The sequence below is a fragment of the Pseudarthrobacter oxydans genome, from assembly GCF_030812335.1.
Lineage (GTDB): Bacteria > Actinomycetota > Actinomycetes > Actinomycetales > Micrococcaceae > Arthrobacter > Arthrobacter oxydans_B.
Genome location: NZ_JAUSSN010000003.1, coordinates 162,481 through 179,042, shown reverse-complemented (window position 1 = coordinate 179,042; position 16,562 = coordinate 162,481). Strand labels below are relative to the sequence as shown.

Annotated in this window: 15 protein-coding genes and 1 other RNA gene; 14 read left to right on the top strand and 2 right to left on the bottom strand. The window is 65.5% G+C overall.

Going from position 1 to position 16,562, the window contains the following annotated elements:
* Nucleotides 1–17: 17 nt before the first annotated feature.
* A complete protein-coding gene (locus J2W14_RS06115) occupies nt 18–1,916 on the bottom strand; it encodes a DUF7657 domain-containing protein (RefSeq protein ID WP_442512634.1) in 1,899 nt (632 codons plus the stop codon).
* Nucleotides 1,917–2,321: 405 nt separating this feature from the next.
* Between J2W14_RS06115 and J2W14_RS06110 the strand changes: the two genes are divergently transcribed.
* The gene (locus J2W14_RS06110; RefSeq protein WP_307459872.1) at nt 2,322–2,756 is read left to right on the top strand and encodes a GtrA family protein; all 435 of its coding nucleotides are present in this window, start codon (nt 2,322–2,324) and stop codon (nt 2,754–2,756) included.
* A gap of 269 nt (nt 2,757–3,025) precedes the next feature.
* Here the strand turns inward: J2W14_RS06110 and J2W14_RS06105 are convergent, their stop codons facing one another.
* Nucleotides 3,026–5,674 (bottom strand): GH25 family lysozyme, encoded by a 2,649-nt coding sequence (locus J2W14_RS06105; RefSeq protein ID WP_307459870.1) that lies wholly within the window; start codon nt 5,672–5,674, stop codon nt 3,026–3,028.
* A gap of 290 nt (nt 5,675–5,964) precedes the next feature.
* On the opposite strand from J2W14_RS06105, the gene J2W14_RS06100 reads away from it, so the two are divergent.
* From J2W14_RS06100 to ssrA, 13 genes are all read left to right on the top strand, one after another.
* Nucleotides 5,965–7,188 (top strand): CpaF family protein, encoded by a 1,224-nt coding sequence (locus J2W14_RS06100; RefSeq protein WP_307459866.1) that lies wholly within the window; start codon nt 5,965–5,967, stop codon nt 7,186–7,188.
* Complete coding sequence (locus tag J2W14_RS06095; RefSeq protein ID WP_307459863.1) at nt 7,188–8,042, top strand: type II secretion system F family protein; 855 nt, start codon at nt 7,188–7,190, stop codon at nt 8,040–8,042. The genes J2W14_RS06100 and J2W14_RS06095 overlap by 1 nt, the downstream gene beginning before the upstream one ends.
* Entirely contained in the window at nt 8,039–8,980 is a 942-nt protein-coding gene (locus J2W14_RS06090) for a type II secretion system F family protein (protein ID WP_307459861.1), read from the top strand. The genes J2W14_RS06095 and J2W14_RS06090 overlap by 4 nt, the downstream gene beginning before the upstream one ends.
* A gap of 67 nt (nt 8,981–9,047) precedes the next feature.
* Complete coding sequence (locus J2W14_RS06085) at nt 9,048–9,296, top strand: hypothetical protein (RefSeq protein ID WP_307459858.1); 249 nt, start codon at nt 9,048–9,050, stop codon at nt 9,294–9,296.
* Nucleotides 9,297–9,299: 3 nt separating this feature from the next.
* Nucleotides 9,300–9,698 (top strand): TadE/TadG family type IV pilus assembly protein, encoded by a 399-nt coding sequence (locus tag J2W14_RS06080; protein WP_307459854.1) that lies wholly within the window; start codon nt 9,300–9,302, stop codon nt 9,696–9,698.
* Nucleotides 9,679–10,188 (top strand): hypothetical protein, encoded by a 510-nt coding sequence (locus J2W14_RS06075; protein ID WP_307459851.1) that lies wholly within the window; start codon nt 9,679–9,681, stop codon nt 10,186–10,188. Before J2W14_RS06080 ends, J2W14_RS06075 begins: the two co-directional genes overlap by 20 nt.
* Before the next feature lie 86 nt (nt 10,189–10,274).
* Nucleotides 10,275–10,688 (top strand): pilus assembly protein TadG-related protein, encoded by a 414-nt coding sequence (locus J2W14_RS06070; protein WP_307459848.1) that lies wholly within the window; start codon nt 10,275–10,277, stop codon nt 10,686–10,688.
* 64 nt (nt 10,689–10,752) lie between these two features.
* Entirely contained in the window at nt 10,753–11,868 is a 1,116-nt protein-coding gene (prfB, locus tag J2W14_RS06065) for a peptide chain release factor 2 (RefSeq protein ID WP_282381705.1), read from the top strand.
* A gap of 243 nt (nt 11,869–12,111) precedes the next feature.
* On the top strand, nt 12,112–12,918 hold the full coding sequence (ftsE, locus tag J2W14_RS06060; protein ID WP_307459844.1) for a cell division ATP-binding protein FtsE: 807 nt from the start codon (nt 12,112–12,114) through the stop codon (nt 12,916–12,918).
* Nucleotides 12,915–13,829 carry a permease-like cell division protein FtsX gene (ftsX, locus tag J2W14_RS06055; protein ID WP_307459842.1) on the top strand — a complete coding sequence of 305 codons (915 nt, stop codon included), beginning with the start codon at nt 12,915–12,917 and terminating at the stop codon, nt 13,827–13,829. The genes ftsE and ftsX overlap by 4 nt, the downstream gene beginning before the upstream one ends.
* Nucleotides 13,830–13,863: 34 nt before the next feature.
* Nucleotides 13,864–15,276 (top strand): peptidoglycan DD-metalloendopeptidase family protein, encoded by a 1,413-nt coding sequence (locus J2W14_RS06050; protein ID WP_307460591.1) that lies wholly within the window; start codon nt 13,864–13,866, stop codon nt 15,274–15,276.
* Nucleotides 15,277–15,384: 108 nt separating this feature from the next.
* Complete coding sequence (gene smpB, locus J2W14_RS06045) at nt 15,385–15,855, top strand: SsrA-binding protein SmpB (protein ID WP_226759107.1); 471 nt, start codon at nt 15,385–15,387, stop codon at nt 15,853–15,855.
* 130 nt (nt 15,856–15,985) lie between these two features.
* Nucleotides 15,986–16,354, top strand: a transfer-messenger RNA (tmRNA) gene (gene ssrA / locus J2W14_RS06040).
* Nucleotides 16,355–16,562 lie beyond the last annotated feature (208 nt).

Sequence of the window (16,562 nt, the reverse complement as noted above, 5' to 3'; positions counted from 1 at the left end):
GCTCCCGGCACGAACGGCTAGGAGAACTTGTAAATGAACATGTCCTGATCGGACCATCTCAAGGTACGATCTGGCACCAGACAGGGGACGTCCAGCGGATGAGTGGAAGCGATTCCCCGAAGATTTGGGATGCGCCGCTTCAGGTCACACGGGTCCACTCCGACCATGACTGAGTCCGAGCCATTATTGCCGAAGATGAGGGGCTGTCCGGCCAACCATTGGAAGTACACGAATCCGCCGCCGCGGTTCCACTCCTGGGAGTGGCTCTGATCCGGATCCAATTTGGCCCACTGCGACTTGTCAGGGCCCGACCGCTGCAGCCCGCTAAGTGACGGGACACCGTTGGCAATCATGGCGGTGTCGAAGGAGGGCGAGTCCGACGCCCACACGCCGTCGGCCGACCGAGTGGTCTTTCCCTCATCGTTCAGGTAGTCAGCTGTTGCGGACCCCCTCAGGTCGCCCAAGCCGAAGAGTAGCGGGTTGGAGTTGAGGACTGGTACCGCCGCCAACACGGTGATCAGGACCATGGGCCAGATCCTGTGCGGAAATCGTGTCACGCAGAAGACCGAAACGGCCACGGCGACGGCCACGAGTGCAATGAACTTATGCGAGATGACGGGAAGATGCGTCTGTTGAAGGGCGGATGCCGCGAAGGCTGTGATCATGCCGCAGACAACAGCCGAGACTGTCGGCAGCCGCCAGCCTGACCTGGCGGGTAAGCGGGACAGCAACAGGCAGACCAAGATGGTTCCGAGGATTCCGCAGACTTGGGCGGCGCGCGCGGGCTGCACGAAGTTCAACAACGGCATTGCCGCGCTTTTGTCCCCGAGGTTGATGGTGCACCAGGCGATCCAGATTAGACCGAATCCCATCAACACCAAGATGACGACGTTCTGCCGCAGCGGCCCAAACGATTTCAAGCCAACAAGTAGGAAGGCTGCCCAAACGAACGTGATGGTGAAGGCGGTTGACAGTTCACTTTCGTTGCTTCCGATGGGAGTCATTTCCTGCAGCGCACCCAGCGCCGGAGCGCCAAAGAGCATGCTGAAGGACTGGGCCGCACCGGCAGACCTGCGTGAGCCCGGATAAACGGATTCCAGCAGTGATGATATTCCGGCGCGGTTCTCCCAGAGGATGCCTGCGGCGAATACCATGGCGACCAGGCCGGCGCTGCTCAAAGCCAGGATTTTCGGCTTCCACTCTTCCTTCGACCCGAAGATCCACGCGACGGTAGCAACGAGCATAGGCAGGCCCAGCACCAGTGACCACGGAATGTAGAAACTGGGCATACCGGCGATCAGAATTCCTGCCGCCAGGCTTTGGAGTGCCGGAGTGAGGCGCTCCCGGCGAATGAACCTCTGGAACGCGGACAGGAGAAGACTGCACCCTGCTACCGTGTAGGCGATCAACTGGATCGGCATCATGGTCCACCACGAGGCGGCCGGAGAAAGCGCGATCAAGATTGCCGCCAGCCACCCCCAGCGGCGATCTGCACCCACCTGGACGAACCACTTGGGGAGAAAAAGGAAAAGCAGCAGGGACGGCAGCCACCACCGGGCGGCGAACAGCATCGCGTCGGGCAAGAAGGACGCCGTCTGGAGGAATGTGGAATCGAAAAACACGACCGATCCAAAGAACCCTCCGGAGGAGTAACGGTGGACGAGGTCCGCAGGGGCGGAAAGTACGCTGGTCGTCGGCGCGCCGCCAGTAGCCATGATCGACAGTGCTATAGGGGAGAACGCATTATATTCATCCGCGCGAATTCTCGACGCTTCACCTATTTGAAGCCCGAAAGGATCGCTGGAGTCCTCCCTGAGGGTGGATATTCCTATGGACGAGGTTGTGGCCCCGCAGGCCACTGCGACCAGATAAGCGACGACAACCGCAAGCTTGAGTCTGTTGTCATTGAGACACACCCACGTCAGAAATCTCTCCCTGGCGCCTGAAATGTGTGAAGAAAATGACGCTGTAGTTGTCAAAACTATTGGTCCTAAAAAGCTCGTCGTGGAATCGCTTTGGAATCTAAAAGCACGGCCGATAGTGCCGTGCGGCGGCTAGCCCCAGCCGGACACGGCGACCTCAGTATGCTACCGTAATGTGGAGCGTTTCACGTGCGGACCTCCCGCAGTATGGCCCCGCCGGCAGCGCGGCAGCGGGGCATCGGGTGCCGCAGCCCCTCGGGGTACTACAGGACATGCCACCTCTACGCTGGATCGGCGTTAGGCTTCAGAGCTGACAATTGCTTGGTTCATTTTCACCGGTTTGACAGCGTTGGTACTAGCGTGGATAGCGCAGGAATCCACTGGAAGCGAAGAGGATAAGTGCTTAGAAGGCATTCAAAAGTTGTGCTCAATAATGAGATTGTCAGGTTCATCATCGTTGGCGGACTTTCATTCGCCATAGATTTGGGCATGCTCATGCTGCTTCACGAGGTTTTCGGTGTTGAACTGTGGCTCGCGACTCCCATCGCATTCCTGACCAGCCTGGTTTTCAACTTCATACTGCAACGGGTCTTCACGTTCCGGGCACAGAACGGCCGTAGTGTCAGCTTGTTCAAGTACTGCTTGCTCGTAGCTTTCAACACTCTGGCGGTTGACTTGATTGTCAATGGTGCTGAATGGCTGGGGCTCGGCTATCAGATCGGTAAGGTCGTTTCCACCGCGATGATTACCGCTTGGAACTTCCTCCTGTACAAGCACTGGATCTTCCGCCCCGCCCGCCGCGCGGCGGACGACTCCGAAGAAATCTCCGCCTGACGGCGACCCGGTCCGCGGTCCCCGGTCTGCCATGGCACTACCATTGCACCCCCGACGAGCCGACAGGCCAAGGGAACCCTTAATGGCAACCCACGAATCCCGTGAAACAGAAGGCCCCGGCCTCACCGCCGGGATCAGGCCCCGCAGCGCCGCCCACCACGCAGACGGCCGCGGATTTCACCAAAACCGGCACTGCCGGGACCGCCCGGCGATCATGACCGGTCACGGACGGGCAAGGACCTGCACCCCCATCACTTCATATCGTCTGGTCAGAAACTCCCGACGGCTCTAGCGCCGTTGTACCCGTCGGTGCGCATGCCGTCGCCGGCGTAGAACCATAGGCCGCCGTCAGTGTGGCGCCCCACGACGTCGGCCAATCCGTCACCGGTGTTGTCGCCTGGCGCGACAATCTGGTTGTAGATGCCCCAACCAGTACCGATCTGGCGTCCGCTGCCATAGCCGCCGCGGCCGTCACCCGGGTAGAACCAGAGGGTGCCATTCGTGTGGCGCGCCAGAATGTCGGGGATGCCGTCGGCGTCGAAATCGCCGGGGCTCAACACCTGGTTATAAATGCCCCAGCCGGTTCCGATTAGTCGGCCGGTCTGGTACCCGCCGGTGCCGTCACCGGCGTAGCTCCAGAGGCCGCCGGCGGAGTCCCGCGCAACAACGTCGGAGATGCCGTCCCTATTGGAATCGCCAGCGCTGATCAGCTGTGAAAACACGTGCCAACCGGTGCCGACCTGGCGGGCGCCTTGGTAGTTTGCCTTGCCGTCACCGGCGTAAAACCAGAGGCTACCGTCCGGGCGGCGGGCGAGCAGATCGGCTTTACCATCGCGGTTGGCGTCAGGGATGCCTTCGATCCTGTCGTAGATGTTCCATCCGCTGCCGATAACCCTCCCGGTCCGGTATCCTCCGGTGCCTGTTCCAGCGTAGAACCAGAGGGAGCCATCGGTATGTTGCGTGAGCAGATCGGGTTTGCCATCGCTGTCGGAGTCTCCGACGCCGGTGACACGGCTGAAGATGTTCCAGCCGGTGCCGACCTTACGCGCGACAGTGTAACCGTCGCTGCGCATGCCGTCGCCCGCGTAGAACCAGAGGCTGCCATCGGCGCGGCGCCCCAGGATATCGGCCCGGCCATCGCCGTTGTTGTCTCCGGCGCCGAGGACCTGATCGTAGATGGACCACCCGGTGCCGATCTGGCGTCCGGTTCGGTAGCCGCCGCTTCCGTCACCCGGGTATATCCACAGGCTGCCACTGGTGTGGCGGGCGAGAACATCGGGGATGCCGTCGGAATTGAAGTCGCCAGTTCCCACGAGCAAGTTGAAGATGTCCCAACCCGATCCGATTTTCCGGCCGTTCTTGTAACCGCCGTTCCCGTCGCCGGAGTAGCTCCAGAGGCCGCCTCCGGCATCTCGTGCCACAACGTCCGCGATGCCGTCGCCGTCGGAGTCGCCGGCACGTGCCAGCTCGTTGAAAGCCTGCCAGCCGGTGCCAATCTGGCGGGCTCCCTGGTAGCTGCCCTTGCCATCGCCGGCGTAGAACCAGAGGGTGCCGTCGGCTCGGCGGGCGACCACATCGGGTTTGCCATCCCGGTTGGAGTCGCCTACGCCCACGATCTTGTCGTAGATGTTCCATCCACTGCCGATGTTCCGAGCCGTACGGTACCCGCCTGCTCCTGTCCCTGCCGAAAACCACAGGGACCCATCCGAATGGTGGGCTACCATGTCCGGTTTGCCGTCACTGTCGGCATCTCCTGCCCAGGACACTTTGTAGGCGTTCGAAAGTGCCACTGGCGGCGCTTGGGCGGGGGTCCCACCCCCAGCTGCAAACGTCGACAGCTGAGAGTACGAGCCGTTCCAGACGTTTGAGTCGCCGCCGTTGGCAAAGGGGCCGGACTCGCTGTACTGCCAGAAGCTGAAGTTGGCCCAGCTGGAGGGCAGGGCGCCGGGGCTGTCGCTGGGCGAGCTTGGCCAGCGGGCGATCCACAGCGGCCAGTCGCCGAAACCGGAGGGCCCGCCGGTGCAGTAGTTCCACCACGTGGTGGTGGTGTACATGACCGGCAGCCGGCCGGTCAGGGCCTGCATGGTGTTGCCGAAGTCGCGGGCCCAGGACGTCAGCTGGGCGGGGGTCATGTCGTAGCAGGTGTTGCCCTGGTAGTAGCCGCCAATGGTCTGGCCGGCGTAGGGGTTTCCCTCAAAGTCGAGCACGGGAGGGAGGGTGTACCCGTCGGCGCTCCAGCCACCGCCGTTCTGGACGAAGATCCGGGCCTGGTCGGCGCCGGAGGAGGCTGCCGGGTTGGCGAAATGGTAGGCGCCGCGGATCATGCCAACAGCCCTGGAGCCCAGGTACTGGTCGCTGAACGTGGTGCTGGTGTAGTAGTTCCCCTCGGTGGCCTTGATGTAGGCGAAGCGGGCGCCCATGTTCCACTCGGTCTGCCAGTTGATTCCGGCCTGGTACTTGCTGACGTCGAGTCCCTGGACCCCATAGCTGGGCATCCAGGTGCCTTCGGTGGCCAGGGCCTCGGTGCCCGCAGCCTTGTCCCCGTCGAGCGATGCGTCGGCAGCGCGCGTTCCCTGCCCCATCTCCGCCCCGCCGGTCTTGGTGGCCTCCGCCATGGCGCTGCGGTAGGCCTCCGTGGACTTGTCAACCGTCGCCGGGGCACTATCCGCCGCCGGCGTGGGGGCAGCCGTGGGGGCCGCCGTCGCGGTGGCCGGGGCCGGAGCAACCGACGCCGTCGGGGCGGCGGTCACCGGAGGCGCACCTGCGTCACCCGTTGCGGCAGGGGATGCCGTCGGTGACGGCTCGACGGCGGCTGCCGGCGTGGCCAGGCCGGGACCGGCGATCAGGGAGACGGCCAGCAGCGCCGCCCCGACCCGGCTGCCGAGGTGACTGTTGGGGGAAAGTAAGGTCCGCATCATTTGTCGCTCCGGAACAACACGCTCATGGCAGTGTCATAGTGATCCCGCGCCCGGTGGCTGCAGACGAGGCTGCCCGGATGTGAGAATGTCTGACTTGTCGCGCTCACCCTAACACCACCTGTTAAGCGGAACCAGAGTTTCTGTTGTTACTGGTGGGACAAATGTTGTGAACCGTGGTGTCGGTTTTTCCACATGCGACCCTGCAGGCCCTTGTCCGGCGGGCCGCCCACCCATAGCTTTAAGCCAATTGCAGCGCCCCGGGACAGGGCGGCAGTCAGATGGGGGCCATCGTGGAGGCTGTACGCATTGTCGAGGACGAAGTCCGCGAGTTGATGCGCCGGCGCGGCCTCGACCCGCTCAGGCAGGCCGGTGAAGTCCGCCGCCTCGTGGAGGCAGCGGTGCTGGATTACGACGAGCGCGCCCTGCTGGGGCCACTCCCGCCGATCGGTCCGCTGGAGACCGCAAGAAGGTTCGTCTTCGACGCCGTGGCCGGGTTCGGTGCCCTGCAGCCCTTGCTGGATGATCCTGCCATCGAGGAAATCTGGCTCAACGCTCCCAATGAGATCTTCGTGGCCAGGAACGGCGAATCCGAGCTGACCTCTGTCTCGCTCACGGACCAGCAAGTCCGGGACCTGGTGGAACGGATGCTCAAGAGTTCCGGGCGCCGCCTCGACATGTCCTCTCCGTTCGTCGACGCCGCGCTGCCCGACGGGTCCCGCCTGCACGTCGTCATCCCGGACGTGACGCGGCGACACTGGGCAGTCAACATCCGCAAGTTCGTGGTGAAGGCCAGCCGGCTCGAACACCTGGTGGAACTGGGCACGCTGACCCCGCAGGCGGCCCGGTTCCTCGGCGCTGCCGTGGCCAGCGGGTTGAACATCCTGGTCTCCGGCGCCACCCAGGCGGGCAAGACCACCATGCTCAACTGTCTGGCGGCCAGCATCGGAACCCGCGAGCGTGTCATCACCGTCGAGGAGATCTTCGAGCTGCAGTTTCCGCTGCGGGACGTAGTGGGCCTGCAGTGCCGGCAGCCGAATCTGGAGGGCGAAGGTGAAATTCCCATGCGCCGGCTGGTCAAGGAGGCCCTGCGCATGCGCCCCGGCCGGCTGGTGGTGGGCGAGGTCCGGGAAGCCGAGAGCCTGGACATGCTGATCGCCCTGAATTCCGGGTTGCCGGGGATGTGCACAGTCCATGCGAATTCGGCCCACGACGCGGTGACCAAGATCTGCACGCTCCCGCTGCTGGCCGGCGAGAATATCTCCAGTGCCTTTGTAGTTCCGACGGTTGCTTCCTGTATCGACCTCGTGGTCCACTGCGCCCGCCACGCCAGCGGGCGCAGGGAAGTGACGGAGATACTGTCGTTGGGCCGGAGGGTGGAGAACGGCATTATCGAGTCGTCCATGGTGTTCGCGCTCGCTGACGGCCGGCTGCAGCCCAGGGCCAACTCGATGCCGTCAGCCGAGAAGTTTGCCCGGGCAGGGTACGACGTCGCCGCACTGCTGGTGCAGCACTGATGGCGGCGCTGCTGGGCATGCTTGCCGGTGCCGGACTCCTGCTGATCTGGTGGTCTGCCTGGGAACAGCCGAAGGCGTCCAGCCGCCGGCCTGGCCCCGGCCGTCTGGAGGATCTGCTGCGGTCCGCTGGAATCGAAAGGGTCAGCGGACCGGGCCTGCTGGCGAGCTGCCTCGGCGTCGGAGCGTTCACGACGCTCGTCTTCTTTGCGGTGACCAGGTCGTGGCCGATCGCGGGCTGTTTTGGCCTCTTTGGGGGCTGGCTGCCCTTGGCCATCGTGAAGTGGCGCGCGCGGAAACGCTCGGCTGTCCTGCGCCAACTGTGGCCCGACGTCGTCGACCACCTCCGCTCGGCGATCCGCGCCGGCCTGTCGCTGCCGGAAGCCCTCATCCAGCTGGGCGACAAAGGTCCTGAGGAACTCCGTCATGTGTTCCGCGAGTTTGGCTCCGACTATCGTGCCGGAGGACAGTTCGATCCCTCCCTGACCCGGCTGAAGGACCGGCTGGCGGATCCGGTCGCCGACCGGATCGTGGAGGCGCTGCGGTTAACCAGGGAAGTGGGCGGCTCGGATCTCGGCCGGCTGCTGGGCACGCTGGCGGAGTTCCTGCGCGAAAGTGCCCGGACCCGGAGCGAGTTGGAGGCCCGGCAGTCCTGGACCGTCAACGCCGCACGGCTGGCGGTGGCCGCGCCCTGGATCGTCCTGATGCTGCTGGCCAGCCGGCCCGAGGCGGTGGCGGCCTACAACACGCCCCTCGGCGCCGCCGTCTTGATTGGCGGGCTGGCGGTGTCCCTGGTCTCCTATGCCGCCATGTTGCGCATTGGAGCGCTGCCGGCAGACGAGCGGGTCCTCCGATGACAGGGCTGACGGCTGCTGCCGCCGCCTGCGGCGTGGTCCTTGGCTGCGGTGCCTGGTTGTTGCTGATCAGGCTGCCGTTCCTGCGGCCAACCACCTTCGTGGAGCGCATCCGTCCGCAGCTGAAGTCCCACAACCTGGAATCCCGGCTCCTGCGCGCCGTGCCGCGAAACTTCACTCCGTTCGGTCCGCTGGAACGGATCCTGCGCCCGGTCGTTGGCGATGCCGTCTCGTGGCTGGGGCGGCTGAACCCCGGCTCCGCCGCCTTGGATCGCCGCCTGGCGCGGGCAGGGGGCGACAAGTCGCCGGCGGACTTCCGGGCAGAACAGCTTCTCTGGGGCGCCGGCGGTTTTGTCGCGGCGGTCGCTGCCGTGACGGGTTTCGGTGCGGCCGGACGGTCCAGCCCCCTGCTCGCCGTCGTGGTGGTGCTTGGCAGCGCCGCTGGTGGATTTCTGCTGCGCGACTACCTGCTGGGCGCCCAGGTCAGGAAGCGCGAGGCGCGCATGATGGCGGAGTTCCCCAGCATCGCCGAGCTTATGGCCCTCGCCGTCAGCGCGGGAGAGAGCGCCACGGGGGCACTGGATAGGGTATGCCGCAGTGCCCGGGGAGAGCTCTCCAAAGACTTCACCCGCGTCCTGGCAGAGACCCGGGCAGGGAAACCACTTGTGGAAGCCCTGCAGGAGTTCTCTTCACGGACGGAGCTTGGCCCGTTGCTGCGTTTCGTCGACGGGCTGATCGTGGCGGTCGAACGCGGGACGCCCCTTGCTGATGTGCTCACGGCCCAGGCCCAGGACGTCCGGGACACGGCAAAGCGGGAGTTGATGGAGTCGGCCGGCAAGAAGGAAATCGGAATGATGGTTCCCGTCGTTTTCGGAGTCCTGCCGCTGACGGTCGTGTTCGCAGTTTTTCCGGGGCTGGCCGCCATCAGCATGGGTCTGTAACAACCGCACAAGGAACAGCAGGGAAGGCGCAGGAAGACCAACGAAGCACCAACCAAAAGGGGAGAACGTGAAACGGATCCTTAACCGCATGGCGCTGTTGCTGTGCACCATCAGCCTGGTGCCCGGGGTTGCCAGGACGCATTCGGCCATCGTCCGGAAGCCCGAACGGCCCGGTGGTCCCCGAGAGCGGGGCGATGTGCCCGGTTGGGTAATGATCACCCTGATGTCGGCCGTCCTCGTCGCCGCACTCCTCGCGATCGCCGTCCCTGCCCTGGAAGGACTGTTCAACCAGGCCATGGACAAGGTCGGGCAGTAGCGCGTGCGCCTGCCCGGCGCCGGCTGGGGCAAGACTGACGAACGAGGGTCGGCGGTGGTGGACTTCGTCCTTGTGGGAGGGCTGCTGACGCTGTTCTTCCTCGCCATCGTCCAGCTCACCCTCGTCCTGCACGTCCGGAACACCTTGATCGACGCGGCGGCGTCGGGCGCCAGATACGGCACCCTCGCGGACCGCAGCGCCGTTGACGCCAAGGAACGGACGGCGCAGCTGATTGGCGTCGCGCTCAACCCTGCGTTCGCCCAGGACGTGACGACGAGCGAAGCGACGTACCAGGGCATCCGGACCCTGGAAGTCACGGTCCGCGCGCCGCTGCCCGTGATCGGACTGATCGGTCCCCGCGCAGTCCTGGAGGTGAAAGGGCATGCGGCCATCCAGCCCTGACGCGCCGGCCAGCCCTGACGCGCCGGGCCCTGGGCCCGGGGGAGAGGCCGCGACAGCGGACTCCCGTGTCCCCGACGATGCACAACGGGGAAGCGCTGTCGTCGAGTTCACGTTCCTGTCTGCGCTCTTGATGGTGCCGCTGGTCTACTTCATCATCACGATGGGCCAGCTCCAGGGCGGCTCCTTCGCGGTCGTCGGCGCCGCGGACCAGGCCGCGAAGGTCTTCGTTGCCCAGACTGATGCCGCCGCCGGCCGGGCCGCCGCCGAGCAGGCCGTCCTGCTGGCGCTCGCCGACCACGGGCACGCCGCGTCGAATGCCCGGGTCGAAACCAGCTGCGCCCCCGCGGACTGCATGGCCGCGGGATCGGCCGTGACGGTCACCGTCCATCTGACGGTGCCGCTGCCGTTCGTCCCGTTCAGCGAGACGCTCAACCTGAACGCCGGGCAGCTCGACGCCTCCGCCACACAACTGGTGGGCCGCTTCCGATGAGCCGACCCCGGAGGCAGCGCGCCGGGCGCCCGCGGCAGGGCCCGGAAAGGGCTCAGCCACCCCGCGGCCACCGCAGCGCCGGGCAAATGACGGTGCTGATCATCGGCTTCGTGCTGCTCGCGCTGCTTCTAGCGACCGTGGTCGTCGCCGCCTCCAGCGTCTACATCGAACACAAAAAGCTTTTGTCGCTGGCGGACGGCGCCTCGGTGGCAGCCGCGGACAGCTTCACCCTCGGGCAGCTTGAAACGGGCGGCGGCAGCCCCACCGCCGTCCTGACCGGAGCCCGCGTGCGGGGCGCCGCCGTCGAGTTCCTGGACCGCAGCAGCGCCTCCGCCCGGTTCAGCGGCCTCGCCCTCGGGCCGGGAACGGGCAGCCCGGACGGTTCCACCGCCGTCGTGGTGCTCAGCGCCGCCGTCCACCCGCCCGTGGTCAACTTCCTGGTCCCCGACGGCATCAGGATCGAAGCGAGTTCGACGGCGCGTTCCCAGCTCACGCGGTAGCTGCCCGGACGGCCCCGCAACCCAGTCCGGGTGGCTCGCACGGATAGCGTAGGCTTAAAAAACCATGGCAAACATTGATTTTCCCGCAGAAATCCGCGCCCTGCGCGCCACCTACGCCTCCATCGAGAACGTTTCGAATGTCGAGGCGCTGAAGGAAGACATCGCCGAACTGAGCGAACGCGCCGGCGAACCCAATCTGTGGGATGACCCCGCGGCCGCCCAGGTCATCACCTCGAGGCTCTCGCACCGCCAGTCCGAGCTGGCCCGGCTGGACTCCCTCACCTCGCGGATCGACGATCTTGAGGTCCTCGTGGAGCTGGGCCAGGACGAGGACGACGCCGACTCCATGGGCGAGGCCGCCGTCGAGCTGGAATCGATCCGCAAGGCACTGAAGGAACTCGAGGTCGTGACCCTGCTGTCCGGCGAATTCGACGAGCGTGAAGCCGTCGTCACCATCCGCGCCGGCGCCGGCGGCGTGGACGCCGCGGACTTCGCCGAAATGCTGCTCCGGATGTACCTGCGCTGGGCCGAACGCCACGGCTACCCGACAACCATCATGGACACCTCCTACGCCGAAGAGGCCGGGCTGAAGTCTGCCACCTTCGAGGTCAAGGCCCCCTACGCCTACGGCACGCTCAGCGTCGAGGCCGGCACCCACCGCCTCGTCCGGATCAGCCCCTTCGACAACCAGGGCCGCCGCCAGACCTCGTTCGCCGCCGTCGAGGTCATCCCGCTGATCGAGCAGACGGACTCCATCGACATCCCGGACAACGAGATCCGCGTCGACGTCTTCCGTTCCTCCGGCCCGGGCGGCCAGTCCGTCAACACCACGGACTCCGCCGTCCGCCTGACCCACATCCCGACCGGCACCGTCGTGTCCATGCAGAACGAAAAGTCCCAGCTGCAGAACCGCGCGGCGGCCCTGCGCGTGCTGCAGTCCCGGCTGCTGCTGCTGAAGAAGGAACAGGAGGACGCCGAGAAGAAGGCGTTCGCCGGCGATGTGAAGGCCTCCTGGGGCGACCAGATGCGCTCCTACGTCCTGAACCCGTACCAGATGGTCAAGGACCTCCGCACCGAGCACGAGGTCGGCAATACCTCCGCAGTGTTCGACGGCGAGATCGACGACTTCATCGACGCCGGCATCCGCTGGCGGACAGACAACCGCAACGCGGACAAGTAGCCTCGGGCTAATTCCCGCCGGCGGCAGAGCTGCCCCGGCGGCCTTGACGTGCGCCCCTCTTGCCTCTTGTGCCACACCTGCCCCTCCGGTTTAATCCTGCGACACGCCCCGCGCGCGGGCCGATCCGCCGGGACCCGTGCGTATAGTCGAGAAGCCGGAGCTCTACTTCCCCCACTAGAAAGCCCGCGCGCCGGCAGCAGAACAGGGCCGTACCCGTCCACGTCCTGCAGGGTACTTAGGGCCATGATCCGTTTCGAAAATGTCACCAAGGTCTATGACCAGAAGGCGCGACCGGCGCTGGATTCGATCAACCTTGAGATCGACCGTGGCGAATTCGCCTTCCTGGTCGGGGCCTCCGGTTCCGGCAAGTCCACCTTCCTGCGCCTTGTCCTCAAAGAGGACCGCGCCTCCTCCGGTGCCGTCTACGTCGCGGGCCAGAACGTAGCCAACATCTCCAGCTGGCGCGTGCCCCGCCTCCGCCGCGGGATCGGCGTCGTCTTCCAGGATTTCCGCCTGCTGCCGCAGAAGACCGTGTTCGCCAACGTCGCCTTCGCCATGCAGGTCATCGGCAAGAGCCGCAGCGTCATCCGCGACACTGTTCCCGAGGTCCTGAAGACCGTCGGCCTCGAAGGCAAGGAAAACCGCCTTCCGCACGAACTCTCCGGCGGCGAGCAGCAGCGCGTGGCGATCGCCCGCGCCGTCGTCAACCGGCCGGGCATCCTGCTGGCCGATGAGCCCACCGGCAACCTGGACCCCACCACCTCCATGGGCATCATGGGGGTGCTGGACAAGATCAATCAGAACGGCACCACCGTCGTGATGGCCACGCACGACGACGACATCGTCAACGAGATGCGCAAACGCGTCGTCGAGCTCCGCAACGGCGTCATCATCCGGGACGAAGCCAAGGCCCTCTACACCTCCATGATTCCGATCGTGGGACAGTCACGCCGCCTGCGGGATGCGAGCGGACGGGAACCCGAGCCCGCTGCCGTCCCGGCGGCCGGCACCGGGGCCGACGCCCGCGCCGCAGGGGAGGGCCAGCTGTGAGGCTCCAGTTTGTCCTGGCCGAGATCGGCAGCGGCCTGCGCCGGAACCTCTCCATGGTGGTCTCGGTCATCCTGGTGACGTTCGTGTCCCTGACCTTCGTCGGCGCCGCCGGCATGCTGCAGCTGCAGATCAACCAGATGAAGGGCTACTGGTACGACAAGGTCCAGGTCGCCATCTTCCTCTGCAGTGACGGTTCGACGGCGGCCGGCTGCGCCACCGGCCCCGCCACCCCGGAGCAGCAGGACAACCTGGGCAAGCTGCTGGAATCGCCCGCCGTGGCCCAGTACGTCAACGACTTCCAGTTCGAGTCCAAGGACGACGCGTACAAGCACTTCAAGGAGCAGTTCTCCAACTCCCCGATTGTGGACTCGGTGACGCCGGACCAGCTTCCGGCCTCGTTCCGGATCAACATGAAGGACCCGGAGAAGTACCAGATCATCAGCGAGACGTTCTCCTCCCAGGCCGGCGTCGAAACCGTGATCGACCAGCGCCAGCTCCTGGAACGGCTTTTCTCGGTCATGAACGCCGCGTCGCTCGTGGCCGTCAGTGTCGCCGGCGTGATGATCGTCTGCGCGATCCTGCTGATTGCCACCACGATCCGGCTCTCGGCCTTCAGCCGGCGGCGGGAGACCGGGATCATGCGCCTGGTCGGGGCTTCGAAAGTTGTGATCCAGCTGCCGTTCATTTTGGAAGGCGTGATTGCCGCCGTGATCGGCGCGGCGCTGGCCTCGGCAACACTGTGGGCCGTGGCGCACTTCTTCCTCGGCGGCTACCTGTCCCAGCAGTATCCGGACACCGCCTTTATCTCCGCAGCTCAGACGCTGATCCTGGCGCCGGCCCTGATCGGCCTCGGCGTCCTGCTGGCAGGAGTATCATCGCTCCTGACCCTCCGGCGATACTTGAGGGTTTAGAGTGCGCAACGAAAAGGGAATACCCATGACACGGATGCACCGACCCGCCCCCCGGCCGGTTTCGACCCGGCTCCCGGCGGCCGGCCGCCGCAGCCGTATTGTCAGCGCCGCGCTGGCGCTCGTTCTGGCGGCGAGCCTTGGCGGCCCGACCCCGGTGGCGTTCGCCGATACCCTCGAGGACCAGCAGGCCGCGCTCCGCGAAGAAGCGGCCCGGGTCCAGCATTCCCTCGAATTCGTGGACTCCAGGATCGCGCAGGCCGCCTCGGACCTCGTCCTGTACCAGGGCCAGCTCCCGGGTGCGCAGCAGGCCCTGCTGGAGGCCCAGGGCCGCGTGGCCAGTGCCGTGAAGGAGGCCGAGGCCCTCGCCGCGCGCGTGGACCTTGCCCAGCAGAACAAGGCCAAGATCACCCAGCAGCTTGAGACGGACAAGCAGAAAATCGCCGACACCAAGAAGCTGATCGGGCAGATCGCCACCCAGGCCTACAAGTCCGGCGGTGTGCCCTCCAACCTGTCGCTGTTCTTCGGTTCAAACAGCGGCGGCAGCCTCACGGAGACCATCGACCTGGCCGACCAGGCCATGCGCAGCCAGAACTCGGCGATGGGCAAGCTCACCCAGCAAAACGCCACCAACGTCAACTCCCAGGCCAGGCTCGAAGCGGTGGAAGCCGAAATCAAGGATCTCAAGGCCAAGGCCGACGCCGCCCTGGCCCGTGAACAGGCCGCCCGTGACGAGGCCGAGGCCAAAAAGGCCCAGGTGGACCAGCTCATCGCCGACACCACCCGGCTCGACGCCGAACTCCAGGCCGCCAAGCCCGCCATCCAGACCCAGATCGCCCAGGTCAAGGCCCAGCAGGACGCCGTCGCGGCGGACATCGTCGAGCGCGACCGCAAGCTGCGCGAGGCCTGGGAAGCTGAACAGCGCCGGATCGCCGAGGCCGCCGCGGCAGCGGCCGCGGCTGCCGCCCGTGCCGCCGGGCAGGTCAGGCCCCCGGCTCCGTACGTCCCCGCCCCGCCCGGAAACCCGTCGGCGTTCGGGCTGCGGCACCCCTTCAACGGCGTGCGGATTAGTTCCGGCTTCGGCTGGCGCGTTACGCCGCCGGGCACCACCGACTTCTACGGCCAGGGTGGCTACATGCACACCGGCATCGACTTCGCCGCGGCCTGCGGCACGCCGGTCTACGCCGCCGCGGCGGGCAACGTGTTCTCAGCCGGCTGGGCCAACGACGGCGGCGGCAACAATGTGAAGATCTCCCACGGCGTCGTCCAGGGAAACTCGCTGACCACCATCTACTACCACAACGTCAGTGTGACGGTTTCCCCCGGACAGCAGGTCAGCCAGGGACAATTGATCGCGTATTCGGGAACCACCGGCAACTCCACCGGCTGCCATTCGCACTTCGAGACCTGGCTCAACGGCCGGGCCGTGGACCCGATGAACCTGCTCTGATCCGCCCGGAGCGGAAGGCCCGCGGCTGGGCTGCGGCTCTGCCGTAAACTGGAAGAAGCCCGCGCCGCCCCGGCAGCGGGCCCACCCATCGATTCAAGGAGTTCTACCGTGCCGAAAGAAAGTGGCCGTAAGGTAGTGGCCACCAACCGTAAGGCCCGGCACGACTATACGATCCTCGACACGTACGAGGCCGGGATCGCGCTCATGGGCACCGAGGTGAAGTCGCTCCGTGAGGGACACGCCTCCATGGTTGACGGCTTCTGCACCTTCTACAACGACGAGCTGTGGATGGAGGGCATCCACATCCCCGAGTACCACCAGGGGAGCTGGACCAACCACGCCGCGCGCCGCCGTCGGAAGCTGCTGCTGCACCGCGACGAACTCACCAAGATCTCGCACAAGATCCGCGAATCAGGCTTCACGATCGTCCCCCTCCAGCTGTATTTCCTGGACGGGCGGGCCAAGGTGGAGATCGGCGTCGCCCGCGGCAAGAAGGAATACGACAAGCGCCAGACCCTGCGCGAACAGCAGGACAAGCGCGAGGCCCTGCGCGTCATGCGCGAGCGGAACCGGCGCTAGGGACCAACACCAGAAACCCGCGGGAATGATTCCGCGGGGACGTGCGTTATGCTAGTAGTCCGGGAAGGAACGGCGCGGAAACCGCAATAGCGGTCAAGCGCCAGGCCTGTCCGGTTTGATAAAAAAATACGGGGATGATCGGTTTCGACGATGTTAGTCGCGACAGGTGAAGCGGGCCGAGGATGCAGAATTATCTCGTAAACGCTGTCTGCAAACCAATAAGTGCCGAATCAAAACGCACTGACTTCGCTCTCGCTGCCTAAGCAGTAAGACAGTCCGTCAGCCCGAGGTTGCTATTGCCCCGGATCCTGGCGTCATTTAAATAGCCACTGCTGTTTACCCCCGTCATCGGGGTGAACGGGACTCTTTGATGACTGGGCCCGGATCAGCCAGCTGTTTGCAGCATGGCTGGGGCCGAGAAAATCCGACGCAAACTGCGCCCGGAGAAGACCTGACAACACGACATCGGACGGGGGTTCAATTCCCCCCATCTCCACCCAAGACAGGCCCTGGATCCCAGCGATCCGGGGCCTATCTTTTTGCCTGGTGGCGAAAGGCTCGTTTTGTCGGCGAGAACGGCACCGATCGGGGACAGGCATGGAAGCGATGCGCAGACCCCAGCAAGGGACCATCGCCAAGTACCGGAAGATGGCCGCCGCCTTAAGTCAGGGCCGGACACTCCCGCTGCTGCCCTAGGATTGACGGAG